The sequence below is a fragment of the Paraburkholderia sp. BR13444 genome (assembly GCF_040948755.1).
In the GTDB taxonomy this organism is placed as follows: domain Bacteria; phylum Pseudomonadota; class Gammaproteobacteria; order Burkholderiales; family Burkholderiaceae; genus Paraburkholderia; species Paraburkholderia youngii.
This window is the reverse complement of record NZ_JBFPKM010000016.1, coordinates 114611-132432: the sequence shown is the minus strand read 5'-3', so window position 1 is coordinate 132432 and position 17822 is coordinate 114611. Positions and strand designations below refer to the sequence as shown.

At 64.4% G+C, this 17822-nt stretch carries 18 protein-coding genes and 1 pseudogene; 4 read left to right on the top strand and 15 right to left on the bottom strand.

What is annotated here, in order from left to right:
• Positions 1 to 26 precede the first annotated feature (26 nt).
• The 4 genes and pseudogenes from AB3X95_RS32040 to AB3X95_RS32025 all read right to left on the bottom strand — a co-directional run.
• Positions 27 to 278, bottom strand: a complete 252-nt coding sequence (locus tag AB3X95_RS32040) for a hypothetical protein (RefSeq protein ID WP_176124598.1) — start codon at positions 276 to 278, stop codon at positions 27 to 29.
• Between the two features lie 781 nt (positions 279 to 1059).
• Positions 1060 to 1908 (bottom strand): DUF2242 domain-containing protein, encoded by an 849-nt coding sequence (locus AB3X95_RS32035; RefSeq protein ID WP_368623386.1) that lies wholly within the window; start codon positions 1906 to 1908, stop codon positions 1060 to 1062.
• 195 nt (positions 1909 to 2103) lie between these two features.
• A complete protein-coding gene (locus tag AB3X95_RS32030) occupies positions 2104 to 2781 on the bottom strand; it encodes a lytic transglycosylase domain-containing protein (protein WP_368623385.1) in 678 nt (225 codons plus the stop codon).
• 173 nt (positions 2782 to 2954) lie between these two features.
• A pseudogene (locus tag AB3X95_RS32025) lies at positions 2955 to 3157 on the bottom strand (cytochrome-c peroxidase); the annotation flags it as partial.
• Positions 3158 to 3265: 108 nt separating this feature from the next.
• Between AB3X95_RS32025 and AB3X95_RS32020 the strand changes: the two are divergent.
• A complete protein-coding gene (locus AB3X95_RS32020; protein ID WP_176124588.1) occupies positions 3266 to 3526 on the top strand; it encodes a DUF6723 family protein in 261 nt (86 codons plus the stop codon).
• A 50-nt stretch (positions 3527 to 3576) separates the two neighbouring features.
• On the opposite strand, the gene AB3X95_RS32015 is transcribed toward AB3X95_RS32020, so the two are convergent.
• The 6 genes from AB3X95_RS32015 to AB3X95_RS31990 form a co-directional block, all read right to left on the bottom strand.
• A complete protein-coding gene (locus AB3X95_RS32015) occupies positions 3577 to 4176 on the bottom strand; it encodes a rhomboid family intramembrane serine protease (RefSeq protein ID WP_368623384.1) in 600 nt (199 codons plus the stop codon).
• Positions 4177 to 4375: 199 nt separating this feature from the next.
• The gene (glmS, locus tag AB3X95_RS32010) at positions 4376 to 6193 is read right to left on the bottom strand and encodes a glutamine--fructose-6-phosphate transaminase (isomerizing) (protein WP_368623383.1); all 1818 of its coding nucleotides are present in this window, start codon (positions 6191 to 6193) and stop codon (positions 4376 to 4378) included.
• Between the two features lie 59 nt (positions 6194 to 6252).
• A complete protein-coding gene (gene glmU / locus AB3X95_RS32005) occupies positions 6253 to 7614 on the bottom strand; it encodes a bifunctional UDP-N-acetylglucosamine diphosphorylase/glucosamine-1-phosphate N-acetyltransferase GlmU (protein WP_368623382.1) in 1362 nt (453 codons plus the stop codon).
• Between the two features lie 141 nt (positions 7615 to 7755).
• A complete protein-coding gene (gene ttcA / locus AB3X95_RS32000) occupies positions 7756 to 8757 on the bottom strand; it encodes a tRNA 2-thiocytidine(32) synthetase TtcA (protein ID WP_176110058.1) in 1002 nt (333 codons plus the stop codon).
• Positions 8758 to 8760: 3 nt separating this feature from the next.
• Positions 8761 to 9156, bottom strand: coding sequence for a dihydroneopterin aldolase (locus AB3X95_RS31995; protein WP_013090805.1), 396 nt, complete (start codon positions 9154 to 9156; stop codon positions 8761 to 8763).
• An 89-nt stretch (positions 9157 to 9245) separates the two neighbouring features.
• Positions 9246 to 10073: an SDR family oxidoreductase gene (locus tag AB3X95_RS31990; protein ID WP_176124573.1), complete on the bottom strand. Its 828-nt coding sequence runs from the start codon at positions 10071 to 10073 to the stop codon at positions 9246 to 9248.
• A 13-nt stretch (positions 10074 to 10086) separates the two neighbouring features.
• Here AB3X95_RS31990 and AB3X95_RS31985 point away from each other — a divergent pair, with 13 nt between their 5' ends.
• The gene (locus AB3X95_RS31985; protein WP_368623381.1) at positions 10087 to 11289 is read left to right on the top strand and encodes a class I SAM-dependent methyltransferase; all 1203 of its coding nucleotides are present in this window, start codon (positions 10087 to 10089) and stop codon (positions 11287 to 11289) included.
• A gap of 31 nt (positions 11290 to 11320) precedes the next feature.
• Complete coding sequence (locus tag AB3X95_RS31980) at positions 11321 to 11515, top strand: DUF2905 domain-containing protein (RefSeq protein ID WP_013090808.1); 195 nt, start codon at positions 11321 to 11323, stop codon at positions 11513 to 11515.
• A gap of 31 nt (positions 11516 to 11546) precedes the next feature.
• On the opposite strand, the gene AB3X95_RS31975 is transcribed toward AB3X95_RS31980, so the two are convergent.
• The 4 genes from AB3X95_RS31975 to AB3X95_RS31960 form a co-directional block, all read right to left on the bottom strand.
• Positions 11547 to 12779: a multifunctional CCA addition/repair protein gene (locus AB3X95_RS31975; RefSeq protein WP_176124569.1), complete on the bottom strand. Its 1233-nt coding sequence runs from the start codon at positions 12777 to 12779 to the stop codon at positions 11547 to 11549.
• Positions 12776 to 13429 (bottom strand): glutathione S-transferase family protein, encoded by a 654-nt coding sequence (locus AB3X95_RS31970; RefSeq protein ID WP_184226267.1) that lies wholly within the window; start codon positions 13427 to 13429, stop codon positions 12776 to 12778. Before AB3X95_RS31970 ends, AB3X95_RS31975 begins: the two co-directional genes overlap by 4 nt.
• Before the next feature lie 29 nt (positions 13430 to 13458).
• The gene (locus tag AB3X95_RS31965) at positions 13459 to 14412 is read right to left on the bottom strand and encodes a complex I NDUFA9 subunit family protein (protein WP_184226266.1); all 954 of its coding nucleotides are present in this window, start codon (positions 14410 to 14412) and stop codon (positions 13459 to 13461) included.
• Positions 14413 to 14494: 82 nt separating this feature from the next.
• The gene (locus tag AB3X95_RS31960) at positions 14495 to 16462 is read right to left on the bottom strand and encodes a lytic transglycosylase domain-containing protein (RefSeq protein ID WP_184226265.1); all 1968 of its coding nucleotides are present in this window, start codon (positions 16460 to 16462) and stop codon (positions 14495 to 14497) included.
• Between the two features lie 77 nt (positions 16463 to 16539).
• Between AB3X95_RS31960 and AB3X95_RS31955 the strand changes: the two genes are divergently transcribed.
• A complete protein-coding gene (locus AB3X95_RS31955) occupies positions 16540 to 17082 on the top strand; it encodes a 5-formyltetrahydrofolate cyclo-ligase (protein ID WP_260332161.1) in 543 nt (180 codons plus the stop codon).
• Positions 17083 to 17132: 50 nt separating this feature from the next.
• Here the strand turns inward: AB3X95_RS31955 and AB3X95_RS31950 are convergent, their stop codons facing one another.
• The gene (locus tag AB3X95_RS31950; protein WP_018418717.1) at positions 17133 to 17645 is read right to left on the bottom strand and encodes a winged helix DNA-binding protein; all 513 of its coding nucleotides are present in this window, start codon (positions 17643 to 17645) and stop codon (positions 17133 to 17135) included.
• Positions 17646 to 17822 lie beyond the last annotated feature (177 nt).

Genomic DNA, 17822 nt, shown 5'->3' with positions numbered 1-17822 from the left:
GGCAGGCGTCTTGCCCATTCGCCCAACTATGCCGCGCGCGGACGAGCGAATAGGCTCGGCGTATCGGCGGTCGGCGGAAACACACACCAGCAGCCGTCGTCGTGCCGAAAGAAGAACAAACCGCGCGCGCCCTCTTCCGACGAAGTTTCCACCCGCACATAACGCCGCCCGCCGGTGCGCGTGCGGCTGAACTCCGTCACGTGAACCGGCTCCGCCGGCGATGGCGAAAGCCACTTGTCGACCAAAAACCGCAACGACTGTTCGCTCGCGGTTCTCATGATCTGCTCCGGAACAGCTTGTCGCGCTGCGCATTGCGCGTGGACTCGGGACTGTCGTCGTCGCGAGCGGTGTCGCCGTTCTCGGCAGCCTCGGCGGCTGCCAGCGCCATCATCCGATTGGTTGCGGCCGCCCGCAACGATCTGCAATGGGCCGCATGTCGAAGGTCCGAGAGAAGACGGACTAGCTGTCGTGCTGATCTGCGTTTCATACATCCCCCGCACTGCACCAGAAACCTCACAAAGCACTTTAACTCTATGCCGGATTGCTCGCTGGGCAAATGGTTTTTGACGAAATAGCAACAGTCGCGCTTGCAATAAGAAGGCGCGCAATCTTCGTACCGCGTCATCAATGTGCGCGATCGGTGGCCGAAATTCTGTGCGTTGGCGAGCGCTTCGCATCGCGCGAAGCGCAGGTGCGGGCAACGGCAAACGTAGTTCGGAGGCGACGGTTATCCACAGCGACCTCTGAATAACTTCGGGATAGCACGACGAACAGCCTGTGCGCGAAATCTTGATAAAGGTGGGGTCGGTTAACGGGTGCTCGAACTTATCCCAGTTATGTAGTTTTTCTACCGACGTGTTCCGCAGGGTTATCGGTTTCGCATGATGTTGAAGCGGCGGGACATTTGCGACTTATCCACAGAATCGGTTGACCCTTGTTAACTACTACTACGTATGTATACGTATTAAGTAAACACCATAAGGTGAATCTGGCTGCGCGCCTGAATCAAAGGCTGATCGGATCTTGATCAGCCTCGATGCGAAAGCCGCTGCGCCGCTGTCACGGCGCCAGAGACGCCGTGCCGCTCGCGGGTTCGATCGCAGCGGCCTGGCCAATCGGGTCGGTTGGTTGGACCGGAGAGGACGGCGACGGCGTCGTGAGCGAAACCGGTGCGGGCGCTGATTGGACCGCTTGAACCGCAGATGACTGCGTCGCCTGAACCGACACTGCCGGCGTCGCCTGAACGGCAGCGGGAGTCGTCGCCGGTACCGGCTCGGGGACCGGATCAGGAATCGTCAGCTGGAGCGGCGTGGCTACCTGCATTGGCAGCGTGCGCGTTTCGATCGAGCTGCTCGTCACCGGCTGCGTACGCACGACGGTCTGCAAGTAATGATCGACGAGGCTGAAAAAGCGGTCGTAAAACTTCCCAGACGGGATCGTTTCGCTCGAGATCTTCACCATCGCGTCGCTATTCGAGCGAATCGGCAGCGACAGCGAACCGAGCACGCTGAGCCCGACGCTCGCCGACGTATCGCTCTTCTTCAACGCAAAGCCGTTCTGCACCGCGTTCACATAAACGATGCTGGTATTGGCCGCCTCTTCGCCGGGCGTGCAGACGACGTGAAATTCGACGACCACGTGTGAATCGCCGGTCGGCTGAAAATTCTTCGTGCCGTCGACGGTATCGGGGCGCGACATCGTCGTCAGATAGCCTTGACTCAGCAGTGCGCGGCGCGCGGCTTCGCAGCTATCGCCGGTACTCGAATTGAAATTGCGCGCGTACGGGCTTGCGCCGGTTTCGAACAGTTCCTGCGTGAATTTGGGTTGCGGCGTGCTGCCGCTGCATGCGGTGAGCGCGAGCAGCCCGAACAGGGCCGCGGCGGTGGTGCGGGAGAAGGGGGTCTGCATGATCAGGTGCAAGAAGCGCCTCGTGAGCGCGAATGGGAATGCATTGTAGAGCGGGCAGCGCTATGTGCGTAAAAAGCGTGCAAGCCGGAGCCCGAACCCCATTACGTCACGTAACACAGCACATCAACTAGATGCACGCCGCCCGACCTTCGCAACACGTACGGGCGAAAACGGGAGTAGAAACCGCGAGCGCGCCTAGTTCGATGTCGTGCGCGTCGAGCCCGCTGTCGCGGCCGAACTCGACCCTGAGGCCGTGGTGGCCCCGCTCGCCGCAGGTGTCACAGGTGTAGTGAGCGCCGCCGGTAGGCTGAACGCGTCGGCCCACGGGTTCGCACCGGCACAACGATCCGCCTCGCACAACGCGGCTCGCCCGGCGGCTCCTGAAGCGCCGTCCGCGGGCGTCGCAACCGCCGCGAAATCTTCGACGCGCAGATTCACCTTCTGCGCATAGGCCTTCGAGCCGCCATAGCTCTTCAGTGCCGTATTCAGATCGCCGTTCGCCGAGCGCATGTAGCCGTATAGGATCGCCGAACCGGCTTCGATGTTCGCACCCGGTTCGGTCAGGTCCTTCACGTTGCGCAGCAGCCCGCGGTGCGCCTGCGGCACGACCTGCATCAGCCCCGTCGCGCCATTGGCGCCGCGAGCCTTTTCCTTGAAACGGGATTCGATCGAGATGATGGCGAGCAGCAGCGCCGGAGGGAGGGAGTATTTGTTGGCGGCGGATTGCACCGCGTCGGAGATCTTTTGAGCTTTTTCTCTGCCCACACCGAATTTCTGCGTCAGGTACGCCGATATTCGGTCGGTGTTTTCGTCGGCCGCCGCGGTTTGCGCGAGGCCGAGCGAAAGCACGATCAGACAAAGTAACCGGCTCATGGTGGACGTCGGGGAAGCAAAGATCCGCGCATTATAGCTCCGCGGTGCAACGGAGCCTTTCTTCGAGAGTTTTTGTCTTTTAAATCAAGGGTGACCAGAACTCTTCGCATTTTTCGCTCCGCTTGTTTGACCGCTTCGGTCTTCAGTTCATAGCCGTCGGTCAGCGTTGCGAGGAACGCGGTGAAGAGCGGATGGGCTATGTTCGCGCCCGGCTGGTCGATATGACAGGACGCGCAATTGCCGCCGGCGGGGTCGTCGAACAGCCTTTGCCTCGCAACTCTTGTGCAGTTAGTTGCACTTTTCTGTCGAGGTAGCAATCGAACTTGCTCGTGTACGGATGAGAGCTCGGGTCTTCGCGCTCGAAGCGCTCGATCGCGTGGCGAGGGGGGCCTCGCTTCATCGTTCGCGCGGATTTGAGACAATGCACGTCCGCCGTGCGGATCGCGTTGCGCACCGCCTCGATGAACAACCGATGTTTTCAGCTATGAGCAAGACCGCGTTTATTCCCAGCGTCCCGGGCACATCGGACGACGACTTCGAGATTTCGGCGAGCGCGAAGATGGCCGGCTACCGGCGCTTCTTCGGCGTGTTGAAGGTCGTGCGCACGACCGACGGCCGCGTGCTGTTTCCGTTCGACGGCGCGCCCGAACTCGGCCCGCATCCGAGCCGCGTCGAAGCACTCGCGGCCGCGCAGGTGTATGGCGAACACATCGTCGCGAGCGATCTGGCGCGGCCGGAGTTGTAGGCCGAGACACCCTCGAACCGGGTCCATTCCAACGAACGGCGAGGTCTCCGTCAGCGCGCCCGCACCCGGCGCGCAGCCCCAGCCCCCGAGCGTGCCGCGAGCACACCGCCGATGACGCCGCCGATATGGCTCTGCCACGACACATCGGGATAGATCGGCAGCACACCGAACAGCAAACTCAGACCGTAGCTGCCGACCACGATTAGAGCCACGAGGATCGACGCCAGATTGCGCGTGTAGTAGCCGCGTGCGATCAGGTAACCCGCATAGCCAAACACCAGTCCACTCGCGCCGATATGCACCGAATACGGCGCGCCGAACAGCCACGCGCAAAGACCGGCGCCGAGCATCGCGCCGATGGTCGCGCGCCAGAAGCCGCCGATGTGCGGCCACGTACACAGCCAGCCCAGCACGACGAGCGCGCTCGTGTTGGCCGCGATATGCCCGACGCTCGCATGCAGCCACGGCGCGAACAGAATCCCTTGCAAGCCGCCGAACGTACGCGGCACGACACCGTGTTCGTCCAGATGCAGGAACGGCAACGCAACCGACAGAAAGAACAGGGCCCACATCGAACCGACGAACAGCGCGATCAGTACGACTCGCGACTTGAGCTTCTCGGTGAGCGTGGTGCGAGATGAGGTCTTCATGGAACGTGGCCACGGGATGTCGACAGAGGGTAGTCGATGCGGCGTCGTCACGTCGAGGCATCGTGGAACGACAGATGCCGATTTGAGCGGTGGATGTTTCGTCAGCCGCACCGCACCGAATGGCGGTGCGGCTGATTTGGCGGAGCCGGCGGCCCGGTTCGTCGCCGCCGCCGTCGTCGTTACGTCTTCTGCTTCGTCGTCACTCCACCGTCACCGACTTCGCCAGATTGCGCGGCTTATCCACATCCGTGCCACGCGCACACGCGGTGTGATACGCGAGCAACTGCAGCGGCACCACGTGCAGGATCGGCGACAGCAAGCCATAGTGCTCGGGCATCCGGATCACATGCAGCCCTTCGCCGTTGACGATTTTCGTATCCGCATCGGCGAACACATACAGCTCGCCGCCGCGCGCGCGCACTTCCTGGATGTTCGACTTCAGCTTTTCGAGCAGCGCGTCATTCGGCGCAACCGTCACCACCGGCATCGCTTCGGTCACGAGCGCCAACGGCCCGTGCTTCAGCTCGCCAGCCGGATACGCCTCGGCGTGGATATACGAAATTTCCTTGAGCTTCAACGCGCCTTCGAGCGCGATCGGATAATGCATGCCGCGTCCGAGGAACAATGCGTGTTCCTTGCGCGAAAACTCCTCCGACCAGGCGATGATCTGCGGCTCCAGCGCGAGCACGCTGTTCAGCGCGGCCGGCAGGTGGCGCAACTGCTTCAGATAACTCGCTTCCTGCTCGTCGCTCAAACGTCCGCGCAGCTTCGCGAGCGTTGCCGCCAGCGTGAACAGTGCGACCAGCTGCGTCGTGAATGCCTTGGTCGACGCGACGCCGATCTCGCGGCCCGCATGCGTGAGGAACGACAACTCGGTCTGCCGCACCATCGCGCTCGTCCCGACGTTGCAGATCGCGAGCGTGTGCTGGTGGCCGAGTTCCTGCGCGTGCTTGAGCGCCGCGAGCGTGTCGGCGGTTTCGCCCGACTGCGAGATCACCACCACCAGCGACTTCGGATTCGGCACCGACTCGCGATAGCGATACTCGCTCGCGATCTCGACCTGAGTCGGAATCTTCGCGATCGATTCGAGCCAGTACTTGGCGGTGAGTCCCGAGTAGTAGCTGGTGCCGCACGCGAGAATCAGCAGGCTGTCGATGTCCGCGAACACCTGGCGCGCGCCTTCGCCGAAGATCGACGCATCGAACGCGTCGGCTTGCGGAATCGTGTCGGTGATCGCGCGCGGCTGCTCGAAGATCTCCTTCTGCATGAAGTGGCGATACGGGCCGAGTTCGACCGCACCGCCATAGGCTGCGACCTGACGCACCTCGCGTTGCGCGATCTCGCCCTGGCGATCGGCGATGCGCACGCCATCGAGCGACAGTTCGCAGACGTCGCCTTCCTCGAGGAAGATGAAGCGCTCGGTGCTGCCGGCGAGCGCGAGCGCGTCCGAGGCCAGGAAGTTTTCACCGTCGCCGAGTCCGACTACGAGCGGCGAGCCCTGGCGGGCGCCGACCACCGTATGCGGCTGGTCCTTATGCAGCACCGCGATCGCATACGCGCCGTGCAGTTGTGCGATGGCTTCGCGCACCGCGGCGAACAGGTCGCCGCGATACAGGCTATGGATCAGGTGAGCAATAACCTCGGTGTCGGTTTGTGACACGAACTCATAACCCTTGCCACGAAGCATTTCGCGCAAGGCCTCGTAGTTCTCGATGATGCCGTTGTGTACCAACGCCAGCGCGTCGCGCGAGAAGATCGGGTGCGCGTTATCGGTGACCGGCGCGCCATGCGTGGCCCAGCGTGTATGCGCGATGCCCGTCACGCCTTCGAGGTGACCTTCGCGCACCTGAGCGTCGAGGTCGGCGACGCGCGCGACGCTGCGTGCGCGGCTCGGCCCGCGAGCGCCGAGCACGGCGACGCCGCACGAATCGTAGCCGCGATATTCGAGACGTCGCAGTCCTTCGATCAGGACGGGAACGATATTACGTTGCGCAACCGCGCCGACAATGCCGCACATGGTGTATTCCTTTTCAGTGCCGAATTCAGTGAGCGCGCCTCGTGGGCACGCCATATCGATCAGCTTTTCTTTTTGACTGGGCGCACGTAGCCCGTCTTGCTCGTCTGGGTTTTATCGTTCAACACCAGCGCATTCGCGGCGACGTCTTTCCACACCGTGGTGCCGGCCGCGATCGTCGCGCCGCGCTGCACGCGCACCGGTGCGACCAGTTGCGTGTCCGAGCCGACGAACACGTCGTCCTCGATCACGGTGCGGAATTTATTGGCGCCGTCGTAGTTGCAGGTGATCGTGCCCGCGCCGATATTCACGCGCGCACCGACATCCGCGTCGCCGATGTAGCTGAGGTGGTTGGCTTTCGAGCCATGACCGAGCACAGCGTTCTTGATCTCGACGAAGTTCCCTACATGAGACTCGTCTTGCAGCGCCGCGCCTGTGCGCAAGCGCGCATACGGACCGACAACGGCTTTCGCGCCGACTTCCGCGCCTTCGATGTGCGTGAACGCATCGACCCGCGTACCCGCGCCGATACGCGCGTTGCGAATCACGCAGTTCGGCCCGATGCTGACGTTGTCAGCGAGCGACACGCTGCCTTCGAACACGCAGTTGACGTCGATCGATACGTCGCGGCCGCATTCGAGCGTGCCGCGCACGTCGACGCGCGCGGGGTCGACGAGCGTCACGCCCGCGACGAGCAGCGCGTCGGCGACGTTGCGCTGATGAATCCGCTCGAGTTCGGCGAGCTGCTGCTTGCTGTTGACGCCGAGCGTTTCCCACTCGTCGTCGGGCTGCGTGGTGACGACTTCGAGGCCGGCTTCGATCGCCATCTCGACCGCGTCGGTCAGATAGAACTCGCCTTGCGCGTTGTCGTTCTTGAGCGCCGCGAGCCAGCCGGCAAGGCGCGCGGTCGGCGCGACGATGATGCCGGTGTTGATTTCAGCGACCTTCAGCTGCTCCGGATTTGCGTCCTTCTGCTCGACGATGCGCTGCACGTTGCCATGCTGATCGCGCACGATGCGGCCGTAGCCGCTCGGGTCGTCGAGCGTGACGGTGAGTACGCCGTAGCCGTCCTGGCCGGCGCGCTCTGTCAGTGCGCGCAGCGTTTGCGCGCGCGTGAGCGGCACGTCGCCATAGAGCACCAGCGTGGGCAACGAAGGATCGAGCAGCGGCAGCGCCTGCTGCACCGCGTGGCCGGTGCCGAGCTGTTGCTCCTGCACCGCGAACTGGATATCGGGCGCCGCGACGGCGTCGCGCACGGCTTCGGCGCCGTGGCCGATCACGACGATCAGGCGCGCGGGCTTCAGCGCGCGGGCGGTGTCGATGACATGAGCGAGGAGCGGCCGGCCGGCCAGAGGATGGAGCACCTTGGGAAGCGCGGACCGCATGCGCTTGCCGGTACCTGCCGCCAAAATGACGATGTTCATGGCGTCGGCAAATAGACGAGTTTGGAGCGCACGATTCTATCATGCTGCACCTGCAAAAAAGGCCGCAGACGCGGCCTCGGCAGGGCGTGCAAGCCAGCGGAAAACCGCCCGAATGCCGCCAAAACAAGCAATTTTCGCTCTCTACAGGTCGTCGAACTGGACCAGCGGAATAGTCTTCGCGCCGGTGAGCGGTGCACCTTCGTCGCCGCTCGAGCACGGTTCTTCGTCGAACGCGATGTCGCCTTGCGGGTCGGCCTCGCCGGTCGCGCGCAACCCCGCGAACGGAAACAGCTGGTGATCCATCAGATGCGACGGCACTACGTTCGACAGCGCGTTGAACATGTTCTCGATGCGACCCGGGAAACGCTTCTCCCAGTCGCGGACCAGCGCCTTCATTTCCGCGCGCTTCAGGTTTGGTTGGCTACCGCACAGATTGCACGGAATGATCGGGAATTCGCGCAGCTCCGCGTACTTCTCCAGATCGGTTTCCTTCACGTAGGCAAGCGGCCGGATCACGATGTTCTTGCCGTCGTCCGATTGCAGCTTGGGCGGCATGCCCTTCAGCTTGCCGCCGTAGAACAGATTCAGCAGCAGCGTCTGCAGGATGTCGTCGCGATGATGGCCGAGCGCGATCTTGGTCGCGCCGAGCTCGCCGGCGACGCGATACAGGATGCCGCGCCGCAGCCGCGAGCACAGCGAGCAGGTGGTCTTGCCCTCCGGCACGAGCCGCTTGACGATGCTGTAGGTGTCCTGGTTCTCGATGTGGAACGGGATGTCGAGCTGGGTCAGATACTCGGGCAGCACGTGCTCGGGGAAGCCCGGCTGCTTCTGGTCGAGGTTGACCGCGACGATGTCGAAATTGATCGGCGCGCGCTCGCGCAGCCGCATCAGGATGTCGAGCATCGCGTAGCTGTCTTTGCCGCCCGACAGGCACACCATCACCTTGTCGCCGTCCTCGATCATGTTGTAGTCGCCGATCGCCTGGCCGACCTGGCGCGCGAGGCGCTTGAACAGCTTGTTGTTCTCGTACGCTTCTTTCTGCTCGCGGCGCGTGAGCGGCGATTTCGGGGCGCGCGCGGCGTTCGGGGCCGTGGTGGCCTCGGCGGCCTGGTTGCCTGCATTCAGCATTTCCGGTGCATTCATCGCTCAGTCCTCCTTGATGCGGAAGACTTCGACACCGACCGCATCGCAGTCCGGATACACGTCCGGCTTCTCGGTCGACACGCGCGCGCCGCGCACCTGCGGATGTTCGAGCATCACGCGCACGAGGTCGTCGCACAGCGTTTCCTGCAGATGAATATGGCCTTGCGACACGCGCTTGGCGATCGTCGAGCGCATGAAATCGTAGTCGACGACTTCGGTGAGCTTGTCGTGCACCGGCGTGGACATCGCGAGCGGCACGAACAGTTCGACGTTGATCACGACGCGCTGCTCGCCGCGCTTTTCGAAGTCGTGCACGCCGATGTTGATATGCACTTCGTAATTGCGCAGAAACAGCCGGCGGCAATCGGCGAGCCGGGGGTGCGAAAGAGCGGCAAACATGTTCGTTCCAATCAAAAAAGCGTGCGGGCACGCAAAGGGGCGCTGCGCCACTCGTGACGGCCGCATCGAAGGCTGGCCGCGCGCGCGTGTCAGGCGCCCGTCAAAAACATTACGTCGCGCGGCAGCGGCACGAGATGCTGCCCGCCGTCGACCACCAGCGTCGTTCCGGTGACGCCGGCTGCATCCGCGAGATACAGCGCGGCGGCGACGATATCCTCGGGCCGCGACGCACGGCCGAGAGGCGTCATACGGTGGGCGGCCTCGAACCCGTGCTGGGTCTGGTCGCCCGATTGCATGGTCAGGCCAGGCGCGAGCCCGACCACCCGGACCTTCGGCGCGAGCGCCTGGGCGAGCGCGACCGTCGCGGTCTGCAGCGCCGCCTTCGACAGCGTGTACGACAGATAGTCCGGGTTCATGTTGTACAGCTTCTGATCCAGCACATTGATGACCACGCTGCGCTGGCTTTCGTCGCGCAACGCGGCATCGGGCGTCGCGTCGTAAAGCATGCGCGCGAGCACCAGCGGCGCGCCGACGTTCATCGCGGTCAGCTTCAGCAGCAGGTCGTAGCCGACGTCGCGCGCCGTGTCTTCCTCGAAGCGCGACGCGTTGTTGACGATGCACGACGGCCGCCCGAGGGCGGCAGCACAGTCCGGCAGCAGCCGCGCGACCTGTGCCTCGTCGCCGAGCTCGGCGTGCAGCGCGACCGCGCGGCGGCCTAGCGCGACGATCTGTGCGACCACTTCGTCGGCGTCCTCACGCGAGGCGCCATAGTGCACGGCCACGTCCCAGCCGCGTGCGGCAAAGCCGAGCGCTAGCGCGCGCCCGATGCGGCGCGCGGCGCCGGTAATCAGCACGACGCGGGGCGGTTCAGTCGGCGCTTCGGCCGCGCGGGCAGCGATGTCCGGAGAAACGGTCATTTACAATGCGGGGATGAATCCGAAAGCTCACCAACCCGATAGTTTACCTGCTCCCGGCCCGAGCGCGCTCGCGCAGTCCGACGCGCTCGTCGCCGAGATCCGCGCGCAGCTCGAAGCGGCCGGCGGCTGGCTGCCGTTCGACCGCTACATGGAGCGCGCTTTGTACGCGCCGGGGCTCGGCTACTACAGCGGCGGTGCACGCAAATTCGGCCTGCGCGCCGACGACGGCAGCGACTTCGTCACCGCGCCGGAATTGTCACCGCTGTTCGCCGCGACGCTCGCGCGCCCGGTCGCGGAAGCGTTGGAGGCGAGCGGCACGCGCGAGGTGATGGAGTTCGGCGCCGGCACCGGCAAGCTCGCCGCGGGGCTGCTCAATGCGCTCGACACCCTCGGCGCCGAATTCGACAACTATTCGATCGTCGATCTGTCGGGTGAGCTGCGCGAGCGGCAGCGCGAAACGATCGCGGCGGCCGCGCCCGCGCTGCTCGCCAAAGTACGCTGGCTCGACGCATTGCCGGGGCGCTTCGAAGGCGTGGTGATCGGCAACGAGGTGCTCGATGCGATGCCGGTGCGGCTCTTTGTGCAAAACGGCGGTGTCTGGCACGAGCGCGGCGTGGTCTGGCGCGACGGCGCATTCGCATTCGACGACCGCCCCGTCGCGGCCGCCGCGGACCGCGCGCTGCTGACCGAAATCGATACTGATCGCGAGAACGCCGGCGACGGCTACGTGACCGAAACGCACGAAGCCGCCCGCGCTTTCACGCGCACCATCTGCACGATGCTCGCGCGCGGCGCGATCTTGCTGATCGACTACGGCTTTCCGCGCCACGAGTACTACCACGACCAGCGCGCGCAGGGCACGCTGATGTGCCACTACCGGCATCGCGCGCACGGCGACCCGTTCCTGTACCCCGGTCTGCAGGACATCACCGCGCACGTCGAATTCACTGGCATCGCCGAGGCGGGCGTCGAGACCGGCGCGGATCTGCTCGGCTTCACTTCGCAAGCGCGCTTCCTGCTGAACGCGGGCGTCACCGAGGTGCTCGGCGAAATCGATCCCGCCGACACCAGGCGTTTTCTGCCCGCGGCCAACGCGGTACAGAAGCTGCTGTCCGAGGCGGAGATGGGCGAGCTCTTCAAGGTGATCGCGTTTTCACGCGGACTCGACGATACGTTGCGCGCCTTTTCGAGCGGCGACCGCTCGCATACGCTGTGATTGTGAAGCCGTTCCGGTTCGAGGACTCGTGATGATTCGCTGGCTGTTGACTACCTTCGTCGCCGTCGCGGTGCTGTCGTCGTGCTGGCCGTGGCTGCGGAAGCTCGGCATCGGCCGGATGCCCGGCGACGTGACCTTGCGGCTGTTCGGCCGCGAGTATCCGTTTCCGTTCATGTCGACCCTGGTGCTGTCGATTCTGTTGTCGCTGTTGGCGCGGGTGTTGTAGGCACCGCGCGCCGCTTCACGTTACCACCGCTTCAGGCAAGCGCCGCTTGCACCGCGCGCACCCGCTCCTCATGCACGGCGTCCTTGATGCCGGCCGGTGCATCGGCGAGCCGCTTGGCCACCGCTCCCGCATCCACGCCTCGCGCGGCCACCAGCGCCACCCTCAGCCGCTCGGCCTGCGGGTACTCGCTCATCTCGAGGCCGAGCCGCCCGCGCGCATCGGACTCGCAGGCCTGCAGCGCCTCGGCGAAGCGCGCCGGCTTCCTGATCGCGTCGCTGCGCTCGAGCAGGCGCACCAGTGCCGCCGCCCCCATCTCCATCACGCGATGAATGTTGCCGTGCTCGCGCGCGACCAGCATCGCCAGATCGCGGCATTCATTTGGCACGCGCAGCCGCTCGCACAGCGGCTTCAGCAGATCGACGCTGCGGCCCTCGTGGCCGATGTGCCGCGGCAGTTGCTCCTCGGGCGTGGTCGCCTTGCCGAGGTCGTGTGTCAGCGCCGCGAAGCGCACCGGCAGCGTGTAGCCCTGCTGCGCGGCATGGTCCAGCACCATCATCACGTGAACACCGGTATCGACTTCGGGGTGATAGTCGGCGCGCTGCGGCACGCCGAACAACGCATCGATCTCCGGCAGAATCCGCGCGAGCGCGCCGCAGTCGCGCAGCACGTCGAACATCCGCGACGGCTTCTTCTCCATCAGTCCGCGCGATACTTCCTGCCACACGCGCTCGGCCACCAGTGCATCGGCTTCACCGTCGGCGACCATCTCGCGCATCAGCGCCAGCGTTTCCGGCGCGACCGTGAAATCGACGAAGCGCGCCGCGAAACGCGCGATGCGCAGAATCCGCACCGGATCTTCGAGGAACGCATCGCTGACATGGCGAAAGAGCCGCGCCCGCAAGTCAGCCTGGCCATTGAACGGATCGATGACGGGGCCGGTCAGCGCACCGTCCGGGCGCACCTCGCGCGCCATCGCGTTGATCGTCAGATCGCGGCGCGCGAGGTCTTCTTCGAGCGTCACGTCGGGCGCATAAAAAAACTGGAAGCCGTGATAACCGGCCGCCGTCTTGCGCTCGGTGCGCGCGAGCGCGTACTCCTCGTGCGTCTGCGGATGCAGGAATACCGGAAAGTCCTTGCCCACCGGCCGATAACCCTGCGCGACCATCTGCTCGGGCGTCGCGCCCACCACCACATAGTCGCGATCCTGCACCGGTACGCCGAGCAGCTCGTCGCGGACGGCGCCACCTACTGCATAGATATTCATGGGCATTCGTCTTGATAGGCGATCGCGTGCGTTTCACGGCGCGAGGCATCGATCCATGCGTTGACCGCGGGCAGCTTGGTAAGCCGCTCGACATAGGCGACCGAGGTCTCCGACAACGCCGGCTTCCACGTGTTGAAGCGCATTGCGACCGGCGCGTACATCGCGTCGGCAATGCCGAATTCGCCGAACAGGAACGGACCGCCGTAGGTGTCGAGGCAGTCGCGCCAGATCGTCTCGATCCGCGCGATGTCGGCGAGCGCGCCCGGCGTCGCGTTCTTGCCCGGGAACGACGCACGGATGTTCATCCACATCTTCGAGCGCAATTCGCCGAAGCCCGAATGCATCTCGGCGCTGACGCTGCGCGCATGCGCGCGCGCCGCCGCGTCGCGCGGCCACAGCGCGTGTTGGGCAAAGCGCTCGGCGAGCGTTTCGGCGATCGCGAGCGAATCCCACACGGCCTGCCCCGCGTCGTCGATCAGGCACGGCACCTTGCCCGGTCCGCGCGGTGCCTGAGCGCGGATCTTCGCATTCGTGTCCGCTTCGTTGAGCAGGATCAGTTCCTCGTCGAACGGAATGCCGAAGTGCGTGAGCAGCAGCCACGGACGCATCGACCACGACGAATAGTTCTTGTCACCAATCAGCAGTTTCATGCTTGTTATCAGGGAGTGGGAAAAAGGTTTCAGCGCCCCGCGCTGGCGCGGAACGTGTCGAGTCGCGAACCCGAGGCCGCGCCGGTCAGATACGTCGGCACGATCGCTTCGATGCTGATCGGTTCCAGTCCGAGCTCCGGCGCGAGCGGCCCGCTCAGAATATTGGCGACCTTCATCGAATCGAGATTGTCGCGCGAAATCACCGGTTCGCCCGGCGCCAATTCGAAGCTCAGCGCCTGCAGCCGCGCGAGCGGCTCGGGCAGACGGATGATGCGCGCATGCTTGCCGATCACGTCGCCGCAATACGACACCAGGTCTTCGAGCGTATAGACGGTCGGGCCGCCGAGCTCGTAGGTGCGGCCGCCCGCGCCATCCATATCGAGCACGTTGACGATCGCCTTCGCGACGTCGCCGACATAGACCGGCTGGAATTGCGCGTCCGGCATCGCGAGCGGGATGACTGGAAACACGCGCTGCAGAAACGCGAACTTGTTCAGAAACGCGTCCTCGGGACCGAACACGACGGACGGCCGGAAGATCGTCCACGCGACATTCGCCGCATGCACCGCCTTCTCGCCGTCACCCTTCGAGCGCGCATACATGCTCGGGCCGCTCGGATTGGCGCCGAGCGCGCTCAGATGAATCAGCCGATGAACGCCCTTGCCTTCGCAGGCGGCGACGATGCGCGTCGGCAACTCGACGTGCGCATGCGCGAACTCCCGTCCATAAGGCTTGCCGCGTTTGCCGTTCAGGATACCGACGAGGTTGATCACGCAATCCGCGCCTTCGACGAAGCGCGCGAGCTGCACCGGATCGAACACGTCGGTTTCGAGCACGTCGATCGGCAGCATGGTCAGATGGCGCGCGTTGTAGCGTCGCCGCGTGGCGACGCGCACATCCTTGCCCATTTCGACGAGCGAGTTGACGAGGTAGCTGCCGATGAACCCGGAGCCGCCGATGACCGCGATAGCTTGATGTCGCATTTTTCGACTCCCTGATGGAAGCCGCGGCAACGGCTGGCGAAGCGCGCCGCAACCTCGAAACGAGATTGCGGCGGCAAGGCGCTTACGGTGCGATGTAACCCAGGCGCGCCTTCAGCGATTGCGGACGGCCTTCAAACAATGCCGCGTAGTAGACCGTGTTGGACAGCACATTCTTGACGTAGTCGCGAGTTTCCTGGAACGGAATCGCCTCGGCGAACACCGCGCCTTCGACCGGGCGCTGCAGCGACTGCCGCCAGTTGCGCGGACGGCCCGGACCTGCGTTGTAGCCAGCGGTGGCCAGCACGGCGGACCCGTCGAACTGATTGTAGATCATCGCCAGGTAGTTCGTACCGAGCAGGATATTGGTGTTGATGTCGTTCATCTGCTCGCGCGAGAGCGGGCCCAGACCGATTTTCTTCGCGACCAGTTGCGCGGTGGCGGGCATCAGCTGCATCAGTCCGCCCGCGCCGACATCCGAGCGCGCGTTGATGATGAAGCGCGACTCCTGGCGAATCAGCCCGTACGCCCACTCGACGTCGAGCCCGCTCGACTGCGCGTCCTGCTCGACGATGTTGCGGAACGGCGATAGATAGCGCAGCGAAAAATCATGCTCGCTCTTCGTGCGGTCCGCAGTGTTGACGGTGCGGTCGTACAGCTCGATGCGGCGCGCGTACTCGGCGGCCGCCAGCAGTTGCCGGTCGGTCATGCCGCGCAGCGGCCAGTTCCACTCGCGATTGCCTTCGAGCCGCAGATTCAACGCATAGAAGCGCTGCGCCAGATCGAAACCCGGCGTGGTGCCGGCCTGCTGCACTTCGGCGTCGGTGACCGTGGTTTTCGGCGGCACGGTGATGTTCTGGCCGAGCTCTTCCAGCGCGAGCTGGCCGTAGAAGTTGAAGTTCGACGCGATCGACTGGAATTCCTGGTTGGCCGTGGCGGTGTCGCCAGCCTGCTTCAGCGCGCGCGCGTGCCAATACACCCACGACGGCTGCTTGCGCAGCGACTCGGGCATCTGCTCGATCGACCAGCGCACCATGTTCCAGTCGCCGGCAAGAAGTGCGCTGCGGGTGCGCCATTCATACGCGGGATTCGACAGCGGCGCGTTCGCCGACAGCCGGAACCAGTCCACCGCGGCAGGCATCTGCTTGAGCGCGCCCTGATAGCCGATCGTGCCCCAGCCGATCGCGCGCTCCGGCGAATTCAGCGACGGCGCGACCGATGCAAACGTGGCCGCGGCCATGGCCGGATCGTTGCGCGCCATGCGCGTGATCGCGAGCAGCGCCAGCTGATGCGATTGCGCATCCGGTCCGACGCTGCGCGCGAGCAGCAGCGGCGGCGTATTGGCGGCCTGGCTGAACAGCACCGGGTCGGGCGGCTGGTCGCCGAGCGCGTCGACGAGCTTGCTGCCGGTGTTCGTGTAGTTCTGCTCGTACGCGAGACGAATCTGCGCCCAGATGTCGTCGCTGCTGAACTGATGGTTCACGCCGAGCACCGTGATCAGATCGACGCAGCCGTCGCCGTACCACTTCGGATCGACGAGCAGCGCGCGTGCCGCGTCCGCGACGTTCTCGCCGCGCGACGCGCGCGATTCGAGCGCGTAGCACTTGACCTGAGTGTCGTCGTCGAGCACGAACTTCGCGTACTGCTGGTCGAAGTTGCGCCAGTCGTGACGCGTGCCTAGCACGGTCAGATAGTCGTTGCGCATGCGATCGGCGATTGCCTGGCCGTCGTACTTCTGCAGGAACGCGAGCACCGGCGCGTCCGGCGCGTCGATGCGCGCATGGCCGGTCGAATCGAACAGTTGCGGCTTGATCTGGAAGTACTCCAGATAAGAGGGCGCCGGATAATTCGGGATCATGCTTGCGAGCTGGGCTGCGCGCGCCGCGTCGTTAGTGCGCGCGGCTTCGCGAAGCTGGACGAAAATCTGGTCGTCGTTCGTGAGTTGGGAGATCGGGAGAGGCTTGACGGCCGAGGCAGTACTGCAGGCCACGAGTGCCGCTGCGGCCAGCGCGATACCGGCCGCGCGATATACTCGAAAAAGGCGTTTTGACATCGTTGTTTCTGGAGCGCGAATTGGACCCAAGCATAGCATGCAACCCTGTCCCCGCAACGAAAAAGGCGCTGCGCCGGATGTTGCTGGAAAGCCGTCTGCAAGCGGCTTCCGAGCCGTCGAAGAACGCCACGCTCGGGCGTCGAATGCTCGACGCGCTGAAGCACTACGCGGTACGCAGCGCCGGATTCTACTGGCCGCTCGCCGGCGAGTTCGACGCGCGCGGCGCGATCGGGATCTGGCTCGCCGCGGATTCGCATCACGAAGCCAGTCTGCCAATCATTAAAGAACGTGGCATGGCACTCGAATTCCATGCGTGGACGCCCGCGACGCCGATGAAAATCGGCCATCACAAGATTGCGGAGCCCACTTCGGGGCGCGTCGTGCTGCCCGAGCTGCTGTTCGTGCCCTGCGTGGGTTTTGACTCGGACGGCTATCGCCTCGGCTACGGCGGCGGCTATTACGACCGCACGCTGGCCCGCTGGCCGGCCGCGCACAAGCCGATCACGGTCGGCATCGCGTACGAAGCATGCCGCACCGACACGCTGGAGCGTGAGGCGCACGACATTCCGCTCGATCTGATCGTGACCGAAGCGGGGTTTCATCCGGCGCTGCCGGACTGAACGCGCGATGCGCGGCGTGTGACGCGCGGCGTTTGCGCGCTATTTCGTCGTTACAGCGAAGCGGCCGCGCGCGCCGCCGTGTCGTACAGCCCCGACGCATTGCGCATCAACTGCGCGGCCTCGCCGATCTGCTGGTTGGTCAGGCCGCTTTCCTTGAGCGTCGAGATCAGGCAGTTTTCGCGCACCTCGCGATACTTCAGGCATAGCTCGCGGCCCGCGTCGGTGGCGGAAAAGAACACTTCCTTGCCGGTCTTTTCGCTTTTTACGTACCCTCTAGCTACGAGCTTTTTCAACGCGTAAGTCGCGACGTGCGTGTCTTCGATGTTCAGCACGAAGCAGATGTCCGCTAGTTTCTTGCGGCGCTCGCGATGGCTCACGTGGTGCAGCAGCGACACCTCGATCGCGGTCATGTCCTTGTCGCCGGCCGCCGACATGCAGCGCACCATCCAGCGGTTGAACGCATTGCCCGCCATGATCAGCGCGTATTCGAGCTCGGACAGCTCCGCGCTGCTCTCGGAGACGAGGTGTTCCGACGAAACGATCTTGGTGGGATGACGCGTCATACGAGGTTCCCGTGACGAAAATGGGCTGGAAAAGTGTCGCAAGTGTACGACGATGCCCAGTCGCCGACGAGCCTGGCGAAAACGCTTATTGGTAAATCATCGATATTTTATTGATAATGTATTCTCCAATCGTCGCCGACTCCATGCCGGACATGCGCCCACGCATCGCGCCGTCCC

Bases quoted from the DNA above. Each gene is read 5' to 3' on its own strand.
- AB3X95_RS32040 (WP_176124598.1), bottom strand. From the start codon at position 278: ATGAGAACCGCGAGCGAACAGTCGTTGCGGTTTTTGGTCGACAAGTGG.
- AB3X95_RS32035 (WP_368623386.1), bottom strand. From the start codon at position 1,908: ATGCAGACCCCCTTCTCCCGCACCACCGCCGCGGCCCTGTTCGGGCTG.
- AB3X95_RS32030 (WP_368623385.1), bottom strand. From the start codon at position 2,781: ATGAGCCGGTTACTTTGTCTGATCGTGCTTTCGCTCGGCCTCGCGCAA.
- AB3X95_RS32020 (WP_176124588.1), top strand. From the start codon at position 3,266: ATGAGCAAGACCGCGTTTATTCCCAGCGTCCCGGGCACATCGGACGAC.
- AB3X95_RS32015 (WP_368623384.1), bottom strand. From the start codon at position 4,176: ATGAAGACCTCATCTCGCACCACGCTCACCGAGAAGCTCAAGTCGCGA.
- glmS (WP_368623383.1), bottom strand. From the start codon at position 6,193: ATGTGCGGCATTGTCGGCGCGGTTGCGCAACGTAATATCGTTCCCGTC.
- glmU (WP_368623382.1), bottom strand. From the start codon at position 7,614: ATGAACATCGTCATTTTGGCGGCAGGTACCGGCAAGCGCATGCGGTCC.
- ttcA (WP_176110058.1), bottom strand. From the start codon at position 8,757: ATGAATGCACCGGAAATGCTGAATGCAGGCAACCAGGCCGCCGAGGCC.
- AB3X95_RS31995 (WP_013090805.1), bottom strand. From the start codon at position 9,156: ATGTTTGCCGCTCTTTCGCACCCCCGGCTCGCCGATTGCCGCCGGCTG.
- AB3X95_RS31990 (WP_176124573.1), bottom strand. From the start codon at position 10,073: ATGACCGTTTCTCCGGACATCGCTGCCCGCGCGGCCGAAGCGCCGACT.
- AB3X95_RS31985 (WP_368623381.1), top strand. From the start codon at position 10,087: ATGAATCCGAAAGCTCACCAACCCGATAGTTTACCTGCTCCCGGCCCG.
- AB3X95_RS31980 (WP_013090808.1), top strand. From the start codon at position 11,321: ATGATTCGCTGGCTGTTGACTACCTTCGTCGCCGTCGCGGTGCTGTCG.
- AB3X95_RS31975 (WP_176124569.1), bottom strand. From the start codon at position 12,779: ATGAATATCTATGCAGTAGGTGGCGCCGTCCGCGACGAGCTGCTCGGC.
- AB3X95_RS31970 (WP_184226267.1), bottom strand. From the start codon at position 13,429: ATGAAACTGCTGATTGGTGACAAGAACTATTCGTCGTGGTCGATGCGT.
- AB3X95_RS31965 (WP_184226266.1), bottom strand. From the start codon at position 14,412: ATGCGACATCAAGCTATCGCGGTCATCGGCGGCTCCGGGTTCATCGGC.
- AB3X95_RS31960 (WP_184226265.1), bottom strand. From the start codon at position 16,462: ATGTCAAAACGCCTTTTTCGAGTATATCGCGCGGCCGGTATCGCGCTG.
- AB3X95_RS31955 (WP_260332161.1), top strand. From the start codon at position 16,540: ATGTTGCTGGAAAGCCGTCTGCAAGCGGCTTCCGAGCCGTCGAAGAAC.
- AB3X95_RS31950 (WP_018418717.1), bottom strand. From the start codon at position 17,645: ATGACGCGTCATCCCACCAAGATCGTTTCGTCGGAACACCTCGTCTCC.